Source organism: Bacillus sp. S3, assembly GCF_005154805.1.
Classification (GTDB): Bacteria; Bacillota; Bacilli; order Bacillales; family Cytobacillaceae; genus Neobacillus.
Genome location: NZ_CP039727.1, coordinates 4,223,531 through 4,237,401 on the forward strand (window position 1 = coordinate 4,223,531; position 13,871 = coordinate 4,237,401).

Genomic DNA, 13,871 nt, shown 5'->3' on the forward strand with positions numbered 1-13,871 from the left:
CTTAATTTTTAACATCATCTTTAAATCCTGTTCTATGGCAGTATTGGCAATAAACGTCTGTTGGTGCTTTCTCATTTGCAGCGTCAGCTTTTGGTTTATCACGATCATGACAGACAAAGCATTCTGCCTTCATTTCATTTGTTTTTGCTTTGTCAGCGTGACTTGTCAGCCATTGGTTGCTGTCTCCGTGTCCATCAGGCCGTTCAGAGTGACAGGCACTGCAGAATTTATTGATGCGTGATTCTTCTTTTGCAAGAGTCATATTCGGTGTGTATTTGCCAGTTGTTTGTTTAGCATCTTTCATTTTTAAAAGTGTGATCAGATCTTCTTTAGGTATTTCTTTAATCCACTTAGAATCCTGGTGGCAGTCCATACATGTATCTAGCTTCGCAACAGCGGTGTCCCCATGTTTTTGATTCCAGTCGGCTGTTTGGTGGCTTTTAGGAATATCCACTTTCTTGTGGCATGTCTTACATTCCATGGATATCTTAACGTCTTTCTTTTGTTTTCCTATTGCCTGCAAGATAATTTTTTGCGTTTTTTCATCATGAGCTTCCGCAGCCGCTTCTGATTTTTCAACTGATTCTTCTGTTGCTTCACCAGCAGTTGTTTTCGCTTGCTCTTGTTCTTCCAGCTTCTTATCAACGTGTTCTGGATTTGGTGGAACTAGGTAGGATACTTCTTCCCATGGTTTTTCACCGTTGTTTACCTTATCGTGACAATCAATACATGTACCCATGTTTGGTGCCATATATTTCTTTTCCATGAGCTTTTGTGCTGTTTCCTCTGTGTAATGACCGCGGACTTCCTCGGTATTAATACCGCGTGCAACAATTTTCGCGTGAACAACTCCAGCATGACAGCTGATACACGGAACCCCTTCTTCAATATGACCTTTATGGTTTACCTTCAGATCTCCGGATGCGGTAACAAGACGATTCTTGGAGTGACATTGCAAACAGTTTTCATTGGAAATCGCTTCGTCCTCGGTTTGAACAATTTGTTTAGGCACACCGGTCACATGATAGTAGACCTCTTTCATCGATTTCATTTTGTGGGTTACCATATTGACGAACCCAGGCTTGATATGACACTGGACACATGTGATATTGTTGTGGGCGCTGGCAGTATACGTTGAGTACTCAGGCGCCATTTCATGACAGCTGGCACAAAATGACGGCGAATTGGTTAAGGAAAGCACACCGTACCCGCCTCCGAAAACAACGATACAGCCAACAAGAGAAGCGAAAAGCAACTTCCACCTGTTAACTGGATTTTTCCAGTCTATCCCTCTGAATTTTTGCCAAAGTCTGCGAATTAGGCCAGCTTTTTTTCTATCTTCTCTTGTTTCGGGATCTTTATCTTTATCTTTCTTTTTTCCCCAAATGGCCACTTAACTCACCCTTCCCATTTTGGATTCATTCTCTCTATTTATTTTCCATATTTACCTCTCTAAAGGTAGTATCTAACATTGTAAGAGTATATTCCAATGTACAATTTGTGAATATTTTTTCATAAAGACAAAAGTCCTATTTTACCCTAAAAACAACATACAAACGTTGTTATCAAAGAGTTCTATTAACACTGTTTATATAGTATTAACAAACATTTGATTGAATTTTTATACACCATTCGAAGTTATTATTCATTCAATATTCATTTTTATCAGTACGAACTTCCATTGATATGGATTCGCGGTTAAACTGCCATCAAACTGTTATAATTGACAAAAAAATGAACATCCGGCAGAAATTTATTCGCTGTTTATAATCTGGCTCCTATTAAATAGGAGCCACCATTTTTTGCTCCCTGCTAACATTGTTGTCACTGTTTGAAGGAAATGGTAAGATAAATAAGAAAATTATCGAATTGTTTGGCATGGATTTTTTTGAAAAATTGTTATTTTAGTCTCGATAAGAAGGAGCGTTCATCAGATGATGGGGATTTTAAATAAAGTATTTGATCTGAACAAACGCGAGCTGAAGAGGTTAGACAAGCTTGCAACGAAAATTGATGCCCTTGCTGCGGAAACAGAAAAGTTAACAGACGAGCAGCTTCGGGAAAAAACGGAGGAGTTTAAGGCTCGTTATCAAAAGGGTGAAACTCTTGACGATTTACTAGTGGAAGCATTTGCGGTAGTCCGCGAAGGCGCCCGCCGTGTGCTAGGTTTATATCCGTACCATGTTCAGCTGATGGGGGGTATTTCTCTCCACGAAGGGAACATTTCGGAAATGAAGACTGGGGAAGGTAAAACGTTAACCGCAACGATGCCGGTTTATTTAAACGCCCTGTCTGGAAAAGGTGTTCATGTTGTTACCGTCAACGAATATTTGGCAAGCCGTGACGCCACTGAAATGGGGGAGCTGTATCAATTTTTAGGACTTACAGTTGGCTTGAATTTGAACAGCATGGATAAGGATGAAAAGCAAGCATCCTATGCCTGCGATATCACCTATGGTACAAACAACGAATTCGGCTTCGATTATCTCCGGGATAACATGGTTTTGTATAAAGAGCAAAAGGTACAGCGTCCTCTCTTTTTTGCTGTCATTGATGAAGTTGACTCGATTTTAATTGACGAAGCGCGTACCCCGTTGATTATTTCCGGCTCAGCACAAAAATCAGCTGTTCTGTATATTCAAGCAAATGCCTTTGTCCGTATGCTCGTAAAGGATACTGATTACACGTATGATGAAAAAACGAAAGGCGTTATGCTGACGGAAGAAGGAATCAGTAAAGCCGAAAAGGCCTTCGGAATTGAAAACCTTTTTGATATGTCGCACGTAACGCTGAACCATCATATTAACCAGGCGTTAAAGGCAAATGTCAGTATGCATCTCGATGTTGATTATGTTGTGCAAGAGGGCGAAATTGTGATCGTCGACCAGTTTACCGGCCGGTTGATGAAGGGCCGCCGCTATAGCGAGGGCTTGCACCAGGCCATTGAGGCAAAAGAAGGTCTAGAAGTCCAAAACGAAAGTATGACAATGGCAACGATTACGTTCCAAAACTACTTCCGAATGTATGAAAAATTAGCCGGTATGACAGGTACAGCGAAAACAGAAGAAGAGGAATTCCGCAACATCTATAATATGAATGTTATCGTTATTCCAACTAACAAACCAATTGCCCGTGACGACCGCCCGGATTTAATTTACTCATCGATGGACGGCAAGTTCCGCGCGGTTGTAGAGGATATTGCCGAACGTAATCAAAAGGGACAGCCGGTCCTCGTTGGTACGGTTGCAATTGAAACGTCTGAGCTGATCTCAACCTATTTATTCAAAAAACGAATCCATCATAATGTCTTGAATGCGAAAAACCATGAACGTGAAGCAGAAATCATTGCGGAAGCAGGTCATAAGGGGGCCGTTACCATTGCAACCAACATGGCTGGCCGTGGTACAGACATTAAACTTGGTGAAGGGGTTATTGAACTAGGCGGATTAGCGGTTATTGGCACCGAGCGCCACGAAAGCAGACGGATTGATAACCAGCTCCGCGGACGTTCCGGTCGTCAAGGGGACCCTGGTGTTACCCAGTTTTATTTATCAATGGAAGATGAATTAATGCGCCGTTTCGGCTCTGATAATATGAAATCAATGATGGAAAAGCTTGGAATGGATGATACTCAGCCGATTCAAAGTAAGATGGTATCCCGTGCAGTTGAATCAGCACAAAAACGTGTGGAGGGCAATAACTTTGATGCCCGTAAACAACTGTTGCAGTATGACGATGTTCTCCGTCAACAGCGTGAGATTATTTACTCTCAGCGTGATGAAGTGCTGGAATCTGAAAACCTTCGCGACATTGTTCAAAAGATGATTGTAAATTCGCTTCAGCGCAATGTCGAGGCACATGCTTCCCGACATGAGGATGAAGAAGAATGGAATCTCCAAGCGATTGTGGAATATGTTCAGGGAACCCTGCTTCATGAGGGCGACATTACCATTAATGACCTTAAGGGCAAAGATCCAGAAGAAATCGTCGATGCCATTTATACGAAAGTGAAAGAGCGATATGAGGAAAAGGAACAAATTCTTTATCCTGAACAAATGCGTGAATTTGAAAAGGTGGTTACATTAAGAGCGGTTGACTCCAAGTGGATTGATCATATTGACGCCATGGATCAGCTGCGCCAAGGTATCCATCTACGTGCCTACGGACAAATCGACCCTCTTCGTGAATACCAGCATGAAGGCTTCGCCATGTTTGAGACGATGATTCAATCCATCGAGGATGAAACAGCTATGTACATCATGAAAGCTGAGATTCGCAACAATCTCGAACGTGAGGAAGTCGCCAAAGGCCAAGCGGTAAATCCGAAGGAAGACGGCGAGCCCGTTAAGAAGAAACCAAAAGTGAAGCAAATTGATGTCGGCCGCAACGACCCATGTATCTGTGGCAGCGGCAAGAAATATAAGAACTGCTGCGGTGCGGCGAAATAACGAAATAGTAAGAGGGCTGACGAGTTGAATCGCCAGCCCTTTTTTTACGTATACATCCATCATTAACTATTAAAAAACGCCCCTCCTGTTATCGGAGCGGCGTTCTCGTTCATATTATTGTGCTTCAATTAAGCCGTAGCGGCCGTCTTTACGCTTGTAAACAACATTTGTACGGTTAGTATCTGAATTAGTGAATACATAGAAGCTATGACCAAGCATGTTCATTTGCAGGATTGCTTCTTCACTGTCCATTGGTTTCAGGTCGAAACGCTTTGTCCGGACTAATTCAAGATCATCCTCATCTACTTCGTGTGCTTCCGGGCTTTCAGTAGTAGCAAATGTAATCGGAAATTCGCCCTTTTCACGGAATTTACGGTTCACCTTTGTTTTGTGTTTGCGAATTTGGCGCTCCAGCTTATCCGTAATTAAATCAATTCCTGCATACATGTCAATATTTGTTTCTTCAGCACGTAAAACTAAATGCGGCATCGGGATGGTTACCTCTACCTTTGAAGTTTTATCTTGATTGAATCTAAGATTCACATTTACCTTTGCATCGGGTGCTTCAGTAAAATAACGCTCCAATTTAGCAATTTTTCTCTCTACATACTCTCTAATTGCTGGAGTAACCTCAATGTTTTCACCACGAACGTTATATTTCATATGTGGACTCCTCCTTTAGTTAAGGCTTGTGTATACATTTCTATTTTACCCTATGATTATCCTGCTAAATCAGTACAAAAATTTTGTCGATTTATTGACAAATCCATCAGGCAAATAGTAACAATGTTTGACACCACCTTTGACTTCAATAGATATTTTTCGCTAAAATGAATGGTTATTCATATTTATTGTACTATTAAACGGGACAATTTACCATCAATATGCTTACAGAATAGGCTAAATGGATGTGAAAACGAATGGAGGATTTCACCATATGGAACATGAAGAACGTAAATTACTCGCCTGGCATGAGACATTGGAGTTGCATGAATTAGTGGCCTTCCAATCGATGGGATTAATGAAACTGAAAATGTCGTTTAAAAAGGTAACGGACAATGAGCTAAAAGAACTATACAAAATGTGCATTCACGACCTGGAAGGTAACATAAAAGAGCTGCTTAAATTTTATCCAATGGCACAGGGTCACCAAACCAGGGAAGAAGAAGAATTACGCGAAGATATGGGCTTTTTCGCAGCAGATCTGCTGGGACTTTCGAAAACATTAGTGCGGAACCTCGCTGCAGCAATTACCGAAACTGCCACACCGGCGTTACGGAAAACCTTCACCAATCAGCTGATAGCAGCAATCCACGGCCACGAACGAGTTTTTACTTATATGCATAAACACGGCTATTATCCTGCATATGATTTGGGGCTCTTGTTGGGACATGATATAGAAAATGCACAAAAGGCACTTCGGATGAAGTTATGATTGAGGTTGGCGGGCAGGGATTGTTGCCCCCGCCACCACGATTTTGCATGTGTCAGATAGTGTATTCAAATTGATTGGGATACCTGTTGTATATCCTTCGTCTTCTCCTATTTCTACCTTGCTATTGTTAACGACTGGATCCTTTCAGCTCCAGCTGCTTTCAAAAGTTTTGCTGCATGCCTTAGTGTGGAACCGGTTGTGTAAATATCATCAACGAGGACGACCCTTTTTCCTTGTACATTGGTTTCAGCTGCGAGTTTAAATACTTGGGGAAGATGAATACGCTCTGACCTTGATTTTTTCGATTGTTTTTCTGAGTGGACGCGGGTGAGTATTTCTGAAGGAGCTAAGCCGGATTCTATTATCAGAGCTCCGGCCTGATTAAAGCCGCGCTCATATAGCCGTTCATCGCTTAATGGAATCGGCACAAGTACATCCGGGTTTATTTTTATCAGTTCAATCTTAAAAAATTGTGCGAAAACCTTTGCTAATACATAATCACCGCGAAACTTAAATTTGGCAATAACCTCTTTTAAAAATTCATTATACAAGAAAATCGAATGATTTTTTTCGAGAAATCCACTCCATTCCGAATCCTCCTCCCAGCGGAAGCAATCATTGCACATATCCCCCTTGCGAAATTTCTCATCAAGTCGGGTTAGGGGGCGGCAGCATATCCGGCATGTCTCGCCTACAATTTTTTCAAGCCTCCCCGCACATTTGGTGCAAAGAAAAGGCTCCTTCTCAATCGAGAAAATAGCTCTCCACCCTATTTCCGGCTGAATGGCGTTATGGCAGACAAGACAGCGGTCTTGTTGAAATAGATTCATTTTACTACTCCTTTTTAAATATGGGACCGAGCGCTTTAACCCATCTTACGCAATCAAACTCGTGTAAATATTTTTTCGCAATTTGGTTCTGCACCTGCTTTCACGAATCAAGCAGCCCTTGTTTCATTCCTTCCCGGTTCATTGCGATAACCTGACTCCTCGCCTTTATCATCTCGGAGGTTTTTCCATAATGGAAAAAGGTTACCACCCCCTTTGGATAATCCTTACTCCTGCCTGCTCTTCCGGCAATTTGCACGAGGGCACTTTCGGTGAAAATGGGATCTTCCGCACCGACGACGGCCACATCGATATTAGGAAAGGTAACCCCCCGCTCAAGGATGGTTGTTGTTAGCAATAAGGGAATTTCCTTCGCCCGCATTTTTTGTACCTTGTTCTTCCGGTCAGGGTCTTCGGCATGGACGGCTTCAATGTTTGAGGCAAACTGGCGGAGAATGTGGAGTGCTTTTTCCATCAAAGGAATATGAGGGAAAAAGACTAGCGCCTGTTTGTCAGACTTGATCCGTTTTTGTATCCAGTCGATGACGATTGGCGGCAGTTTGTTCTTCTGGAGACACTTTTGCCAATTGCCGCACCAAACAAATTCAGGTACTGGCAGCGGGTGACGGTGGAAACGTGCCGGAATGGTTGTATAGGACCTTTTACCGGTTCCACATTCTCTTTGCCACTTTTGGTTCGGTGTTGCAGTTAGATAAATCATCGCTGATTTTGGTTTCCGGGCCTGTTTGGCTGCATACTGAAGCGATTCCTCCACTGTATAAGGAAAGGCATCGACCTCATCTAATATAATTGCGTCGAAGGCTTCGTAAAACCGGAGCAGCTGATGGGTGGTGGCAATCGTAAGAGGTGCAAAAAGATGACGATCCTCGCTGCCGCCATACAGGGTTGCTATCGGAATATTAGGGAATGCTTCCTTAAGTCTTGGTGTCAGTTCAAGGACTACATCCGTTCTTGGTGTGGCGATGCAGATTCTTTTTTGGGCATTCAACGCGGCTTCGATGCCCGCAAATAGAACTTCCGTTTTCCCAGCGCCGCAGACAGCCCAGATAAGATGCTCTTGATTCTGCAGAATGGCCTCCACCACTTTTTGCGACGCTGCCCTTTGCCCGTCCGAGAGCGTCCCTTGCCATTCCAATATCTTCGTAGGGTAAAGGGTGTCAGGCACCGGGCCATTCCAGCCCAGGAGCGGTGTACAGGCACTGATCCTCCCCATCATGAGGCAATGACGGCAATAGAAGCAGGTTTCGCCGCAGCGGGAGCAGGGAAAGGCGGCAAACCACTGTGGATCCTTGTTTCCGCAGCGGGCGCAGTTGGGCTTATTCCCGTTATAGACAATCCCTTTGCGATAAGTAACATATCCATTTTGATAATGTGATTGAATTTCATTAAGGGTGAATGGGATATCCTCTAAGAGTAGTTGTTTTCCGGTAAGAAGCTTTTGCAGGTCTAAATTGTAGGTGAAGTTTCGGTTTAGCGGCGGCTGCGGGATGGTTGGGATTTTTGAGATGGGGAGAGAATTTTCTACGATGTGGTCTGGCATTATCATTCCATTGTTTATGATAAAGCGCATGGCGTCACCTTCTTCGGGAAAAGATGAGAAATCCGATTTTTCGTTTTACCAGTGCCATCTTCAATAGGACGAATTAGCTGTTTAAATACATCAAAAATATGGCGGACGTCAATTCGTCCTTTTAAAATCTCGGTCAAAAATAATCTTTGCGGAGGGGTTAGGTCTTTCATTTTCAATTGCTTCTACACTCCTTTTTCTTGTAATATTTCTTACTTTGAAATGATTCTGCAATTATTAGAGAATTTCCTACTTATTTGTCGAAGATCTTGTGAAATCTTTGTGTCAGCACTATTACTTGGGAGGGGATTCCGCCAACTTTGATCAGATTTCAGCCAAACTCACACTTAATTCCGGTAAACTATTTTAGTTACCTTTTTCAGTCCAATGCCGTTAAAAAATAAAAACCATTCCGGCCCAATGGCCGGAATGGTTTTTATTTTTTCATCCAGCCCATGCCCATGGAGCCTTCACCAAGGTGGGTGCCGATGACGGCACCGAAGTAGCCTATGGTGAAATCGACATTGGGATACATGGCTGATAACTCCTTCCGCCACTCCTCTGCTTCCGCTTCGCGATTGGCGTGAATGATGACAGCTTGATAGGCATCACCGCTCACAGCATCTTCAGCAAGCAGGTCGACGATCCGTTTCATTGCCTTCTTCCGTGTGCGGATTTTTTCAAAAGGGACAATAACCTTGTTTTCGAAATGCAACAGCGGCTTGACCTGCAGCAGGCTGCCGATAAAGGCTTGAGCGCTTGAGAGGCGGCCTCCGCGCTGCAGGTGGGAAAGGTCATCAACCATAAAAAAAGCACGGGCGCTTTTCTTCAGCTCTTCAAGCCGTTGCATAATTTCTTCAGGACCCTCTTTTCTTACAGCCATTTTAGCGGCCTCAAGGGCATAAAACCCTTGAACCATGCAGCTAATCTCAGAATCAAATGGATAAACGTTAATTCCGTCAACCATCGTACTGGCGGTTACAGCTCCTTGAAATGTGCCGCTGATTCCACTTGAAAGGTGAATACAAATAACGGCATCATAGTCTTTGGAAAGCTGCTCAAATAATTCAACAAATTGGCCAATCGACGGCTGGGATGTCTTTGGGAGTTCTTTCGTTTTCACCTCTTCGTAAAAATGGCTCCACGTAATATCAATTTCTTCCTGATATGCCTCATTCCCGAAAATAACATTTAGCGGGATCATATGTATATTCCAATTTTCTCGTAATTCTTTCGGTATGTACGCGGTACTATCCGTGACAATTGCCGTTTTCATAAATTTTACCATCCTTATCTTTTTACCAACCCTATATATTCTATCTGAAACAGCCGTAAATTGCATTTTTTATAATAAAGCGACAAAAAAGAACACGCTCATAAGCGTGCTCTTAACTATTTTTCCAAAAGGATTATCGTACTTCCACCCAGCCGTTTTTAATTGCGACAACAACTGCCTGTGTACGGTCATTGACGTTCATTTTTTGTAAAATATTTGACACATGGTTTTTAACAGTTTTTTCACTGATGAATAAGGATTCGCCGATTCCTCGATTACTTTTTCCATCAGCAAGCATTTGCAGTACTTCGCATTCGCGGCGTGTTAATAAATGCAATGGACGACGGATTTCGACTGTTTGAACGTAGCCGCCGCCGCGGGCAACACCAGCTGCCAGTTTGCGGTATTCATTGACCAAATTATGGGTGACTTTTGGATGTAAATACGATCCGCCCTCAGCCACCACCCGAACGGCTTCTATCAAAGCATCTGCATCCATTTCCTTTAATAAATAGCCACATGCACCAGTTTTTAATGCGTGGGTCACATAGTTCTCATCGTCATGAATAGATAAAATGATGACCTTTGTATTGGGAAATTTTTCAATTAACTCACGGGTTGCCTCAACCCCATTCATTTGCGGCATATTAATATCCATGATAACAACATCTGGCTGGTGCTCTTGAACAAGTCCTAATGCCTCGCTACCGTCATCGCCTTCTGCCACGACTTGGAACGCTTTTTCAAATTCTAGTATTCTCTTAACGCCTTCTCTGAATAGTTGATGATCGTCTATTATCACAATTTTAGTAGTCAATTGCACTACCCCCTAATTCTTCAATTTCAAATTTATTATCGGTTGCGCAAACATCTTTTCTTTAGTTGATTAATGGAACTCGGATTGATACAACGGTTCCTTTGTTAATTTTTGAATCGAACGTAATTTCTCCTTCAAGCAGTTCGACACGCTCCCGCATGCCAATCATGCCAAAAGACTCAGGTTTCTTTTGAGAAGTATCAAAACCAATGCCGTTGTCCTTAATCATAACGGTAATAGCGGCATCAGTTATTTCTAAACTCACCTTGATTTCACAGGCATTTGCATGCTTGAGTGCATTTTGGACGGACTCCTGAATGATACGGAACAGCGCGACCTCATACTTAGCTGGAAGCCTGCACTCCTTGCCGCTATTCACAAAGTTAATCTTCGATTGGTTATGATATTCTTCGATCGTTTGTAAATATTTTCTGAGGGTAGGAACAAGCCCTAAATCATCTAATGCCATCGGACGCAAGTCATAGATAATTCGGCGGACTTCATAAAGGGCAGAACGGACCATTATTTTATAATTATGGATTTCGGTAAAGGCCTCATCTGGCCCCTTATCCCGATACACACGTTCAATTAAATCTGAACGCATGATGACATTCGCCAGCATTTGCGCCGGACCATCGTGAATCTCCCTTGAAAGCCGCTTTCTCTCTTCTTCCTGCGCTTCAATAATTTTTAAACCGAAGTCTTGTTTGGCTTTAGCATTTTCCAATGCTTCACCGACTTGTTTCAAATCGCTTGTTAAATAATTCATTACCACGGAAATTTGCGAGATGAGCTGATCAGCACGGTCTATGGTTTTATCTAACCCGATTAGCCGCCGTTCGAGATCGTCTCTCTTGTCCAAAAGCTGTTTTTTGTACTGCCAGTTGATAGAAAGATCCATTTGCAGCTGGTGGGCCCTTTCATAGGCTTCGCGGACCTCTTCTTCCGTGTACTGTTTAAAATTCATACTGACTTCTGACAGCATGACCCGGGCTTCCAGGACCTGTTCTTCCAGCTTGTTGCCCTCTTCAATTAGCTTGACCATCATTTGCTTGATATTTTGAAGCTCTGTCGTCATGCTATCATAGTCTTGGCGACATTGCTCACCAATTCGAAAAATATCACTTTTACTGCATGTTACAGTATCAATCATTTCCTCGCGAATTTCATCAATTGACTTCATATTAATCTTTTTCATATCATTCCTCCAGGAGGGGCTCAATTTCCCTTATTCCTTAAGGCCTCACTAACATATTTTACCTTAGATACTATTAATTTGCTAATCAAACAGACAGGGTTGGCCTCATACTTTGGTGAAAAGTAGTATAATAGTAATATTTCATCCTATTCCTCTAAATGTATCTCGTTGAACCATGTCTATTATATCATTCGAACGTTACTGCCATATTAAAGGTATATTACATTATTTTTTTAAAATAGAAAGGAGCTTTTTATGCTTTCTAAATATCTTACCGTGAAGCGGACCGGGGAAAATGAAATCAACATCCAAAGGTCCCGGTTTATTGCACACATTAAAAGAGCCGAAACGGAAAACGAAGCCCAGGAATTCATTCAAGCAATCAAAAAGCAGCATTGGGATGCTACCCATAATTGCTCTGCCTATCTTATTGGTGAGCATGACCAGATTCAGAAAGCCAATGATGATGGCGAACCAAGCGGAACGGCCGGGATCCCAATCCTTGAGGTGTTGAAAAAAAGAAAGCTAAAGGACACAGTTGTTGTTATCACCCGCTACTTTGGCGGGATAAAACTTGGTGCAGGCGGCCTAATTCGTGCATACGGCAAAGCAACATCAGAGGGCCTGGACGCAGTTGGAATTGTTGAAAGAAGACTCACGCAAGTTATTCACGTGAAAATAGACTATACCTGGCTTGGGAAAATTGAAAAAGAACTGCGGTCCTCTGAATATACAATCAAAGAAATTCATTACTTAGATACTGTTGAAATTGAAACCTTTGTAGACGAAAGTCATGTTCAGTCATTTAATGACTGGATGGTAGAGCTGACAAACGGCCAATGTACATTAGATAAAGGTGCAACCGTTTATCTTGAAATTGATTTTTGTAGGTAAATCGCAGTATATCTTGAGGATGATTATAGTAGGTATTCTAAGAATAAACAATTGGGAAAAAAATAGAAAAGCGGAAGCACCCTGGTCAGCGGCGTATGGCCTGGAGTTCTCCGACTGAGATAAAGGAAACACGGAGAGCCGGAGGCGATTCGATGTTGACTTATCGTAGGGCGGAGAGCGAAGGACACTAGCCGCTAGGGTGCTGGAGCTGGACATAGAGAAAAGGGGCTCAGTTCACATTGTTGAGTCCCTTTGTTTACGGAAATGGAGTTAAGAACGGTCTTTCGCTGTGGTTGTTTTCAGTGTACGGACGATATTTAACAATGGCCGATGGTCTTTTCCCATTAAGCCAATTTTTTCAGCAATGATTTCAATGATGAGAATCACGAAACCGATTAAGAAAAGTGCTCCGCCGATTCTTGCCTGGGAGTAAATGACGGCGACAAGACCAAAAAAGGCAGCCATTGCATAAATAAGCAACACAGTCTGACGGTGGGAATAGCCCATTCGCAGCATACAATGATGCAGATGGGATTTGTCAGGTGCAGATAACGGCTGTTTGTTAATGATCCTTCTTATGATTGCGAAAAAGGTATCGGAAATGGGTACCCCTAGAATGATCACGGGAATAACGAATGAAATAAAGGTAACATTTTTAAATCCAAGAAGCGACAAAACGGAAATAATAAAGCCCAAAAAAAGTGCTCCCGTATCCCCCATGAATATACTGGCCGGATGAAAGTTGTAGAATAAGAACCCCAGCGTACTTGCCAGCACAATCGACCCAACCGCAACAACGTAAAAATTCCCTTGAATAATAGCCATCCCTGAAATCGTAATTAAGGCAATCGAAGACACTCCGGCAGCCAATCCATCTAGCCCGTCAATTAAGTTAATTGCATTGGTGATGCCAACAATCCAAAGAATGGTAAAGGGAATACTAAATAAGCCAAATTGAAGCTGTCCTCCAAACGGCAGGTTGATAAATACCATTTGCAGATCACCCAAAAACACAACACAACAAGCTGCAGCTAATTGTCCAAGAAGTTTCATCTTTGCCGGCAATTCAAATAGATCATCACAAACGCCGGTAATGACAATGATCAAACAGCCAATCATGATGGCAAAGGAAGAAGTGTTTTCAGGTCTTAATAAGAAAATGCCTGCCATAAAGCTAATAAATATGGCTAAGCCTCCAAGTCTGGGCATAATCGACTGATGGACTTTGCGTTGATTGGGCCTGTCAGTTGCACCAATGACAAAGGCTAATTTTTTTATTAGTGGTGTGATAAGAATAGAAACAAGAAAACATACTATCAAGGTAAGATAAAGCATCAATCTTCCTCCTTGTTAGTCAGTTTGTCCATTAAAGAGGAAACAAAAACAAA

General features: G+C 42.4%; 12 protein-coding genes. 3 read left to right on the forward strand and 9 right to left on the reverse strand.

Annotated features, from left to right (window positions below):
• Position 1 precedes the first annotated feature (1 nt).
• Entirely contained in the window at positions 2-1,393 is a 1,392-nt protein-coding gene (locus FAY30_RS20635) for a cytochrome c3 family protein (RefSeq protein ID WP_149871629.1), read from the reverse strand.
• Positions 1,394-1,934: 541 nt separating this feature from the next.
• Here FAY30_RS20635 and secA point away from each other — a divergent pair.
• Positions 1,935-4,448, forward strand: coding sequence for a preprotein translocase subunit SecA (gene secA / locus FAY30_RS20640; RefSeq protein ID WP_149871630.1), 2,514 nt, complete (start codon positions 1,935-1,937; stop codon positions 4,446-4,448).
• A 114-nt stretch (positions 4,449-4,562) separates the two neighbouring features.
• Here the strand turns inward: secA and hpf are convergent, their stop codons facing one another.
• Positions 4,563-5,111, reverse strand: coding sequence for a ribosome hibernation-promoting factor, HPF/YfiA family (gene hpf, locus FAY30_RS20645; protein WP_149871631.1), 549 nt, complete (start codon positions 5,109-5,111; stop codon positions 4,563-4,565).
• Between the two features lie 274 nt (positions 5,112-5,385).
• Between hpf and FAY30_RS20650 the strand changes: the two genes are divergently transcribed.
• Positions 5,386-5,883 (forward strand): spore coat protein, encoded by a 498-nt coding sequence (locus FAY30_RS20650; RefSeq protein ID WP_149871632.1) that lies wholly within the window; start codon positions 5,386-5,388, stop codon positions 5,881-5,883.
• A 113-nt stretch (positions 5,884-5,996) separates the two neighbouring features.
• Here FAY30_RS20650 and FAY30_RS20655 read toward each other — a convergent pair whose 3' ends face one another.
• The 6 genes from FAY30_RS20655 to FAY30_RS20680 all read right to left on the reverse strand — a co-directional run bounded on the left by FAY30_RS20655 (position 5,997) and on the right by FAY30_RS20680 (position 11,589).
• The gene (locus FAY30_RS20655) at positions 5,997-6,713 is read right to left on the reverse strand and encodes a ComF family protein (RefSeq protein ID WP_149871633.1); all 717 of its coding nucleotides are present in this window, start codon (positions 6,711-6,713) and stop codon (positions 5,997-5,999) included.
• A 100-nt stretch (positions 6,714-6,813) separates the two neighbouring features.
• A complete protein-coding gene (locus tag FAY30_RS20660) occupies positions 6,814-8,301 on the reverse strand; it encodes an ATP-dependent helicase ComFA (RefSeq protein ID WP_149871634.1) in 1,488 nt (495 codons plus the stop codon).
• Positions 8,286-8,477 (reverse strand): hypothetical protein, encoded by a 192-nt coding sequence (locus tag FAY30_RS20665; RefSeq protein ID WP_149871635.1) that lies wholly within the window; start codon positions 8,475-8,477, stop codon positions 8,286-8,288. The genes FAY30_RS20660 and FAY30_RS20665 overlap by 16 nt, the downstream gene beginning before the upstream one ends.
• 257 nt (positions 8,478-8,734) lie before the next feature.
• Positions 8,735-9,574, reverse strand: coding sequence for a DegV family protein (locus tag FAY30_RS20670; RefSeq protein WP_149871636.1), 840 nt, complete (start codon positions 9,572-9,574; stop codon positions 8,735-8,737).
• Between the two features lie 133 nt (positions 9,575-9,707).
• Positions 9,708-10,391, reverse strand: coding sequence for a response regulator (locus tag FAY30_RS20675; RefSeq protein WP_149871637.1), 684 nt, complete (start codon positions 10,389-10,391; stop codon positions 9,708-9,710).
• A 61-nt stretch (positions 10,392-10,452) separates the two neighbouring features.
• Entirely contained in the window at positions 10,453-11,589 is a 1,137-nt protein-coding gene (locus FAY30_RS20680; protein ID WP_149871638.1) for a sensor histidine kinase, read from the reverse strand.
• Between the two features lie 255 nt (positions 11,590-11,844).
• Here FAY30_RS20680 and FAY30_RS20685 point away from each other — a divergent pair, with 255 nt between their 5' ends.
• Positions 11,845-12,483: a YigZ family protein gene (locus tag FAY30_RS20685; protein WP_149871639.1), complete on the forward strand. Its 639-nt coding sequence runs from the start codon at positions 11,845-11,847 to the stop codon at positions 12,481-12,483.
• A gap of 270 nt (positions 12,484-12,753) precedes the next feature.
• On the opposite strand, the gene FAY30_RS20690 is transcribed toward FAY30_RS20685, so the two are convergent.
• Entirely contained in the window at positions 12,754-13,818 is a 1,065-nt protein-coding gene (locus FAY30_RS20690) for a glycosyltransferase family 4 protein (RefSeq protein ID WP_149871640.1), read from the reverse strand.
• Positions 13,819-13,871: the final 53 nt, after the last annotated feature.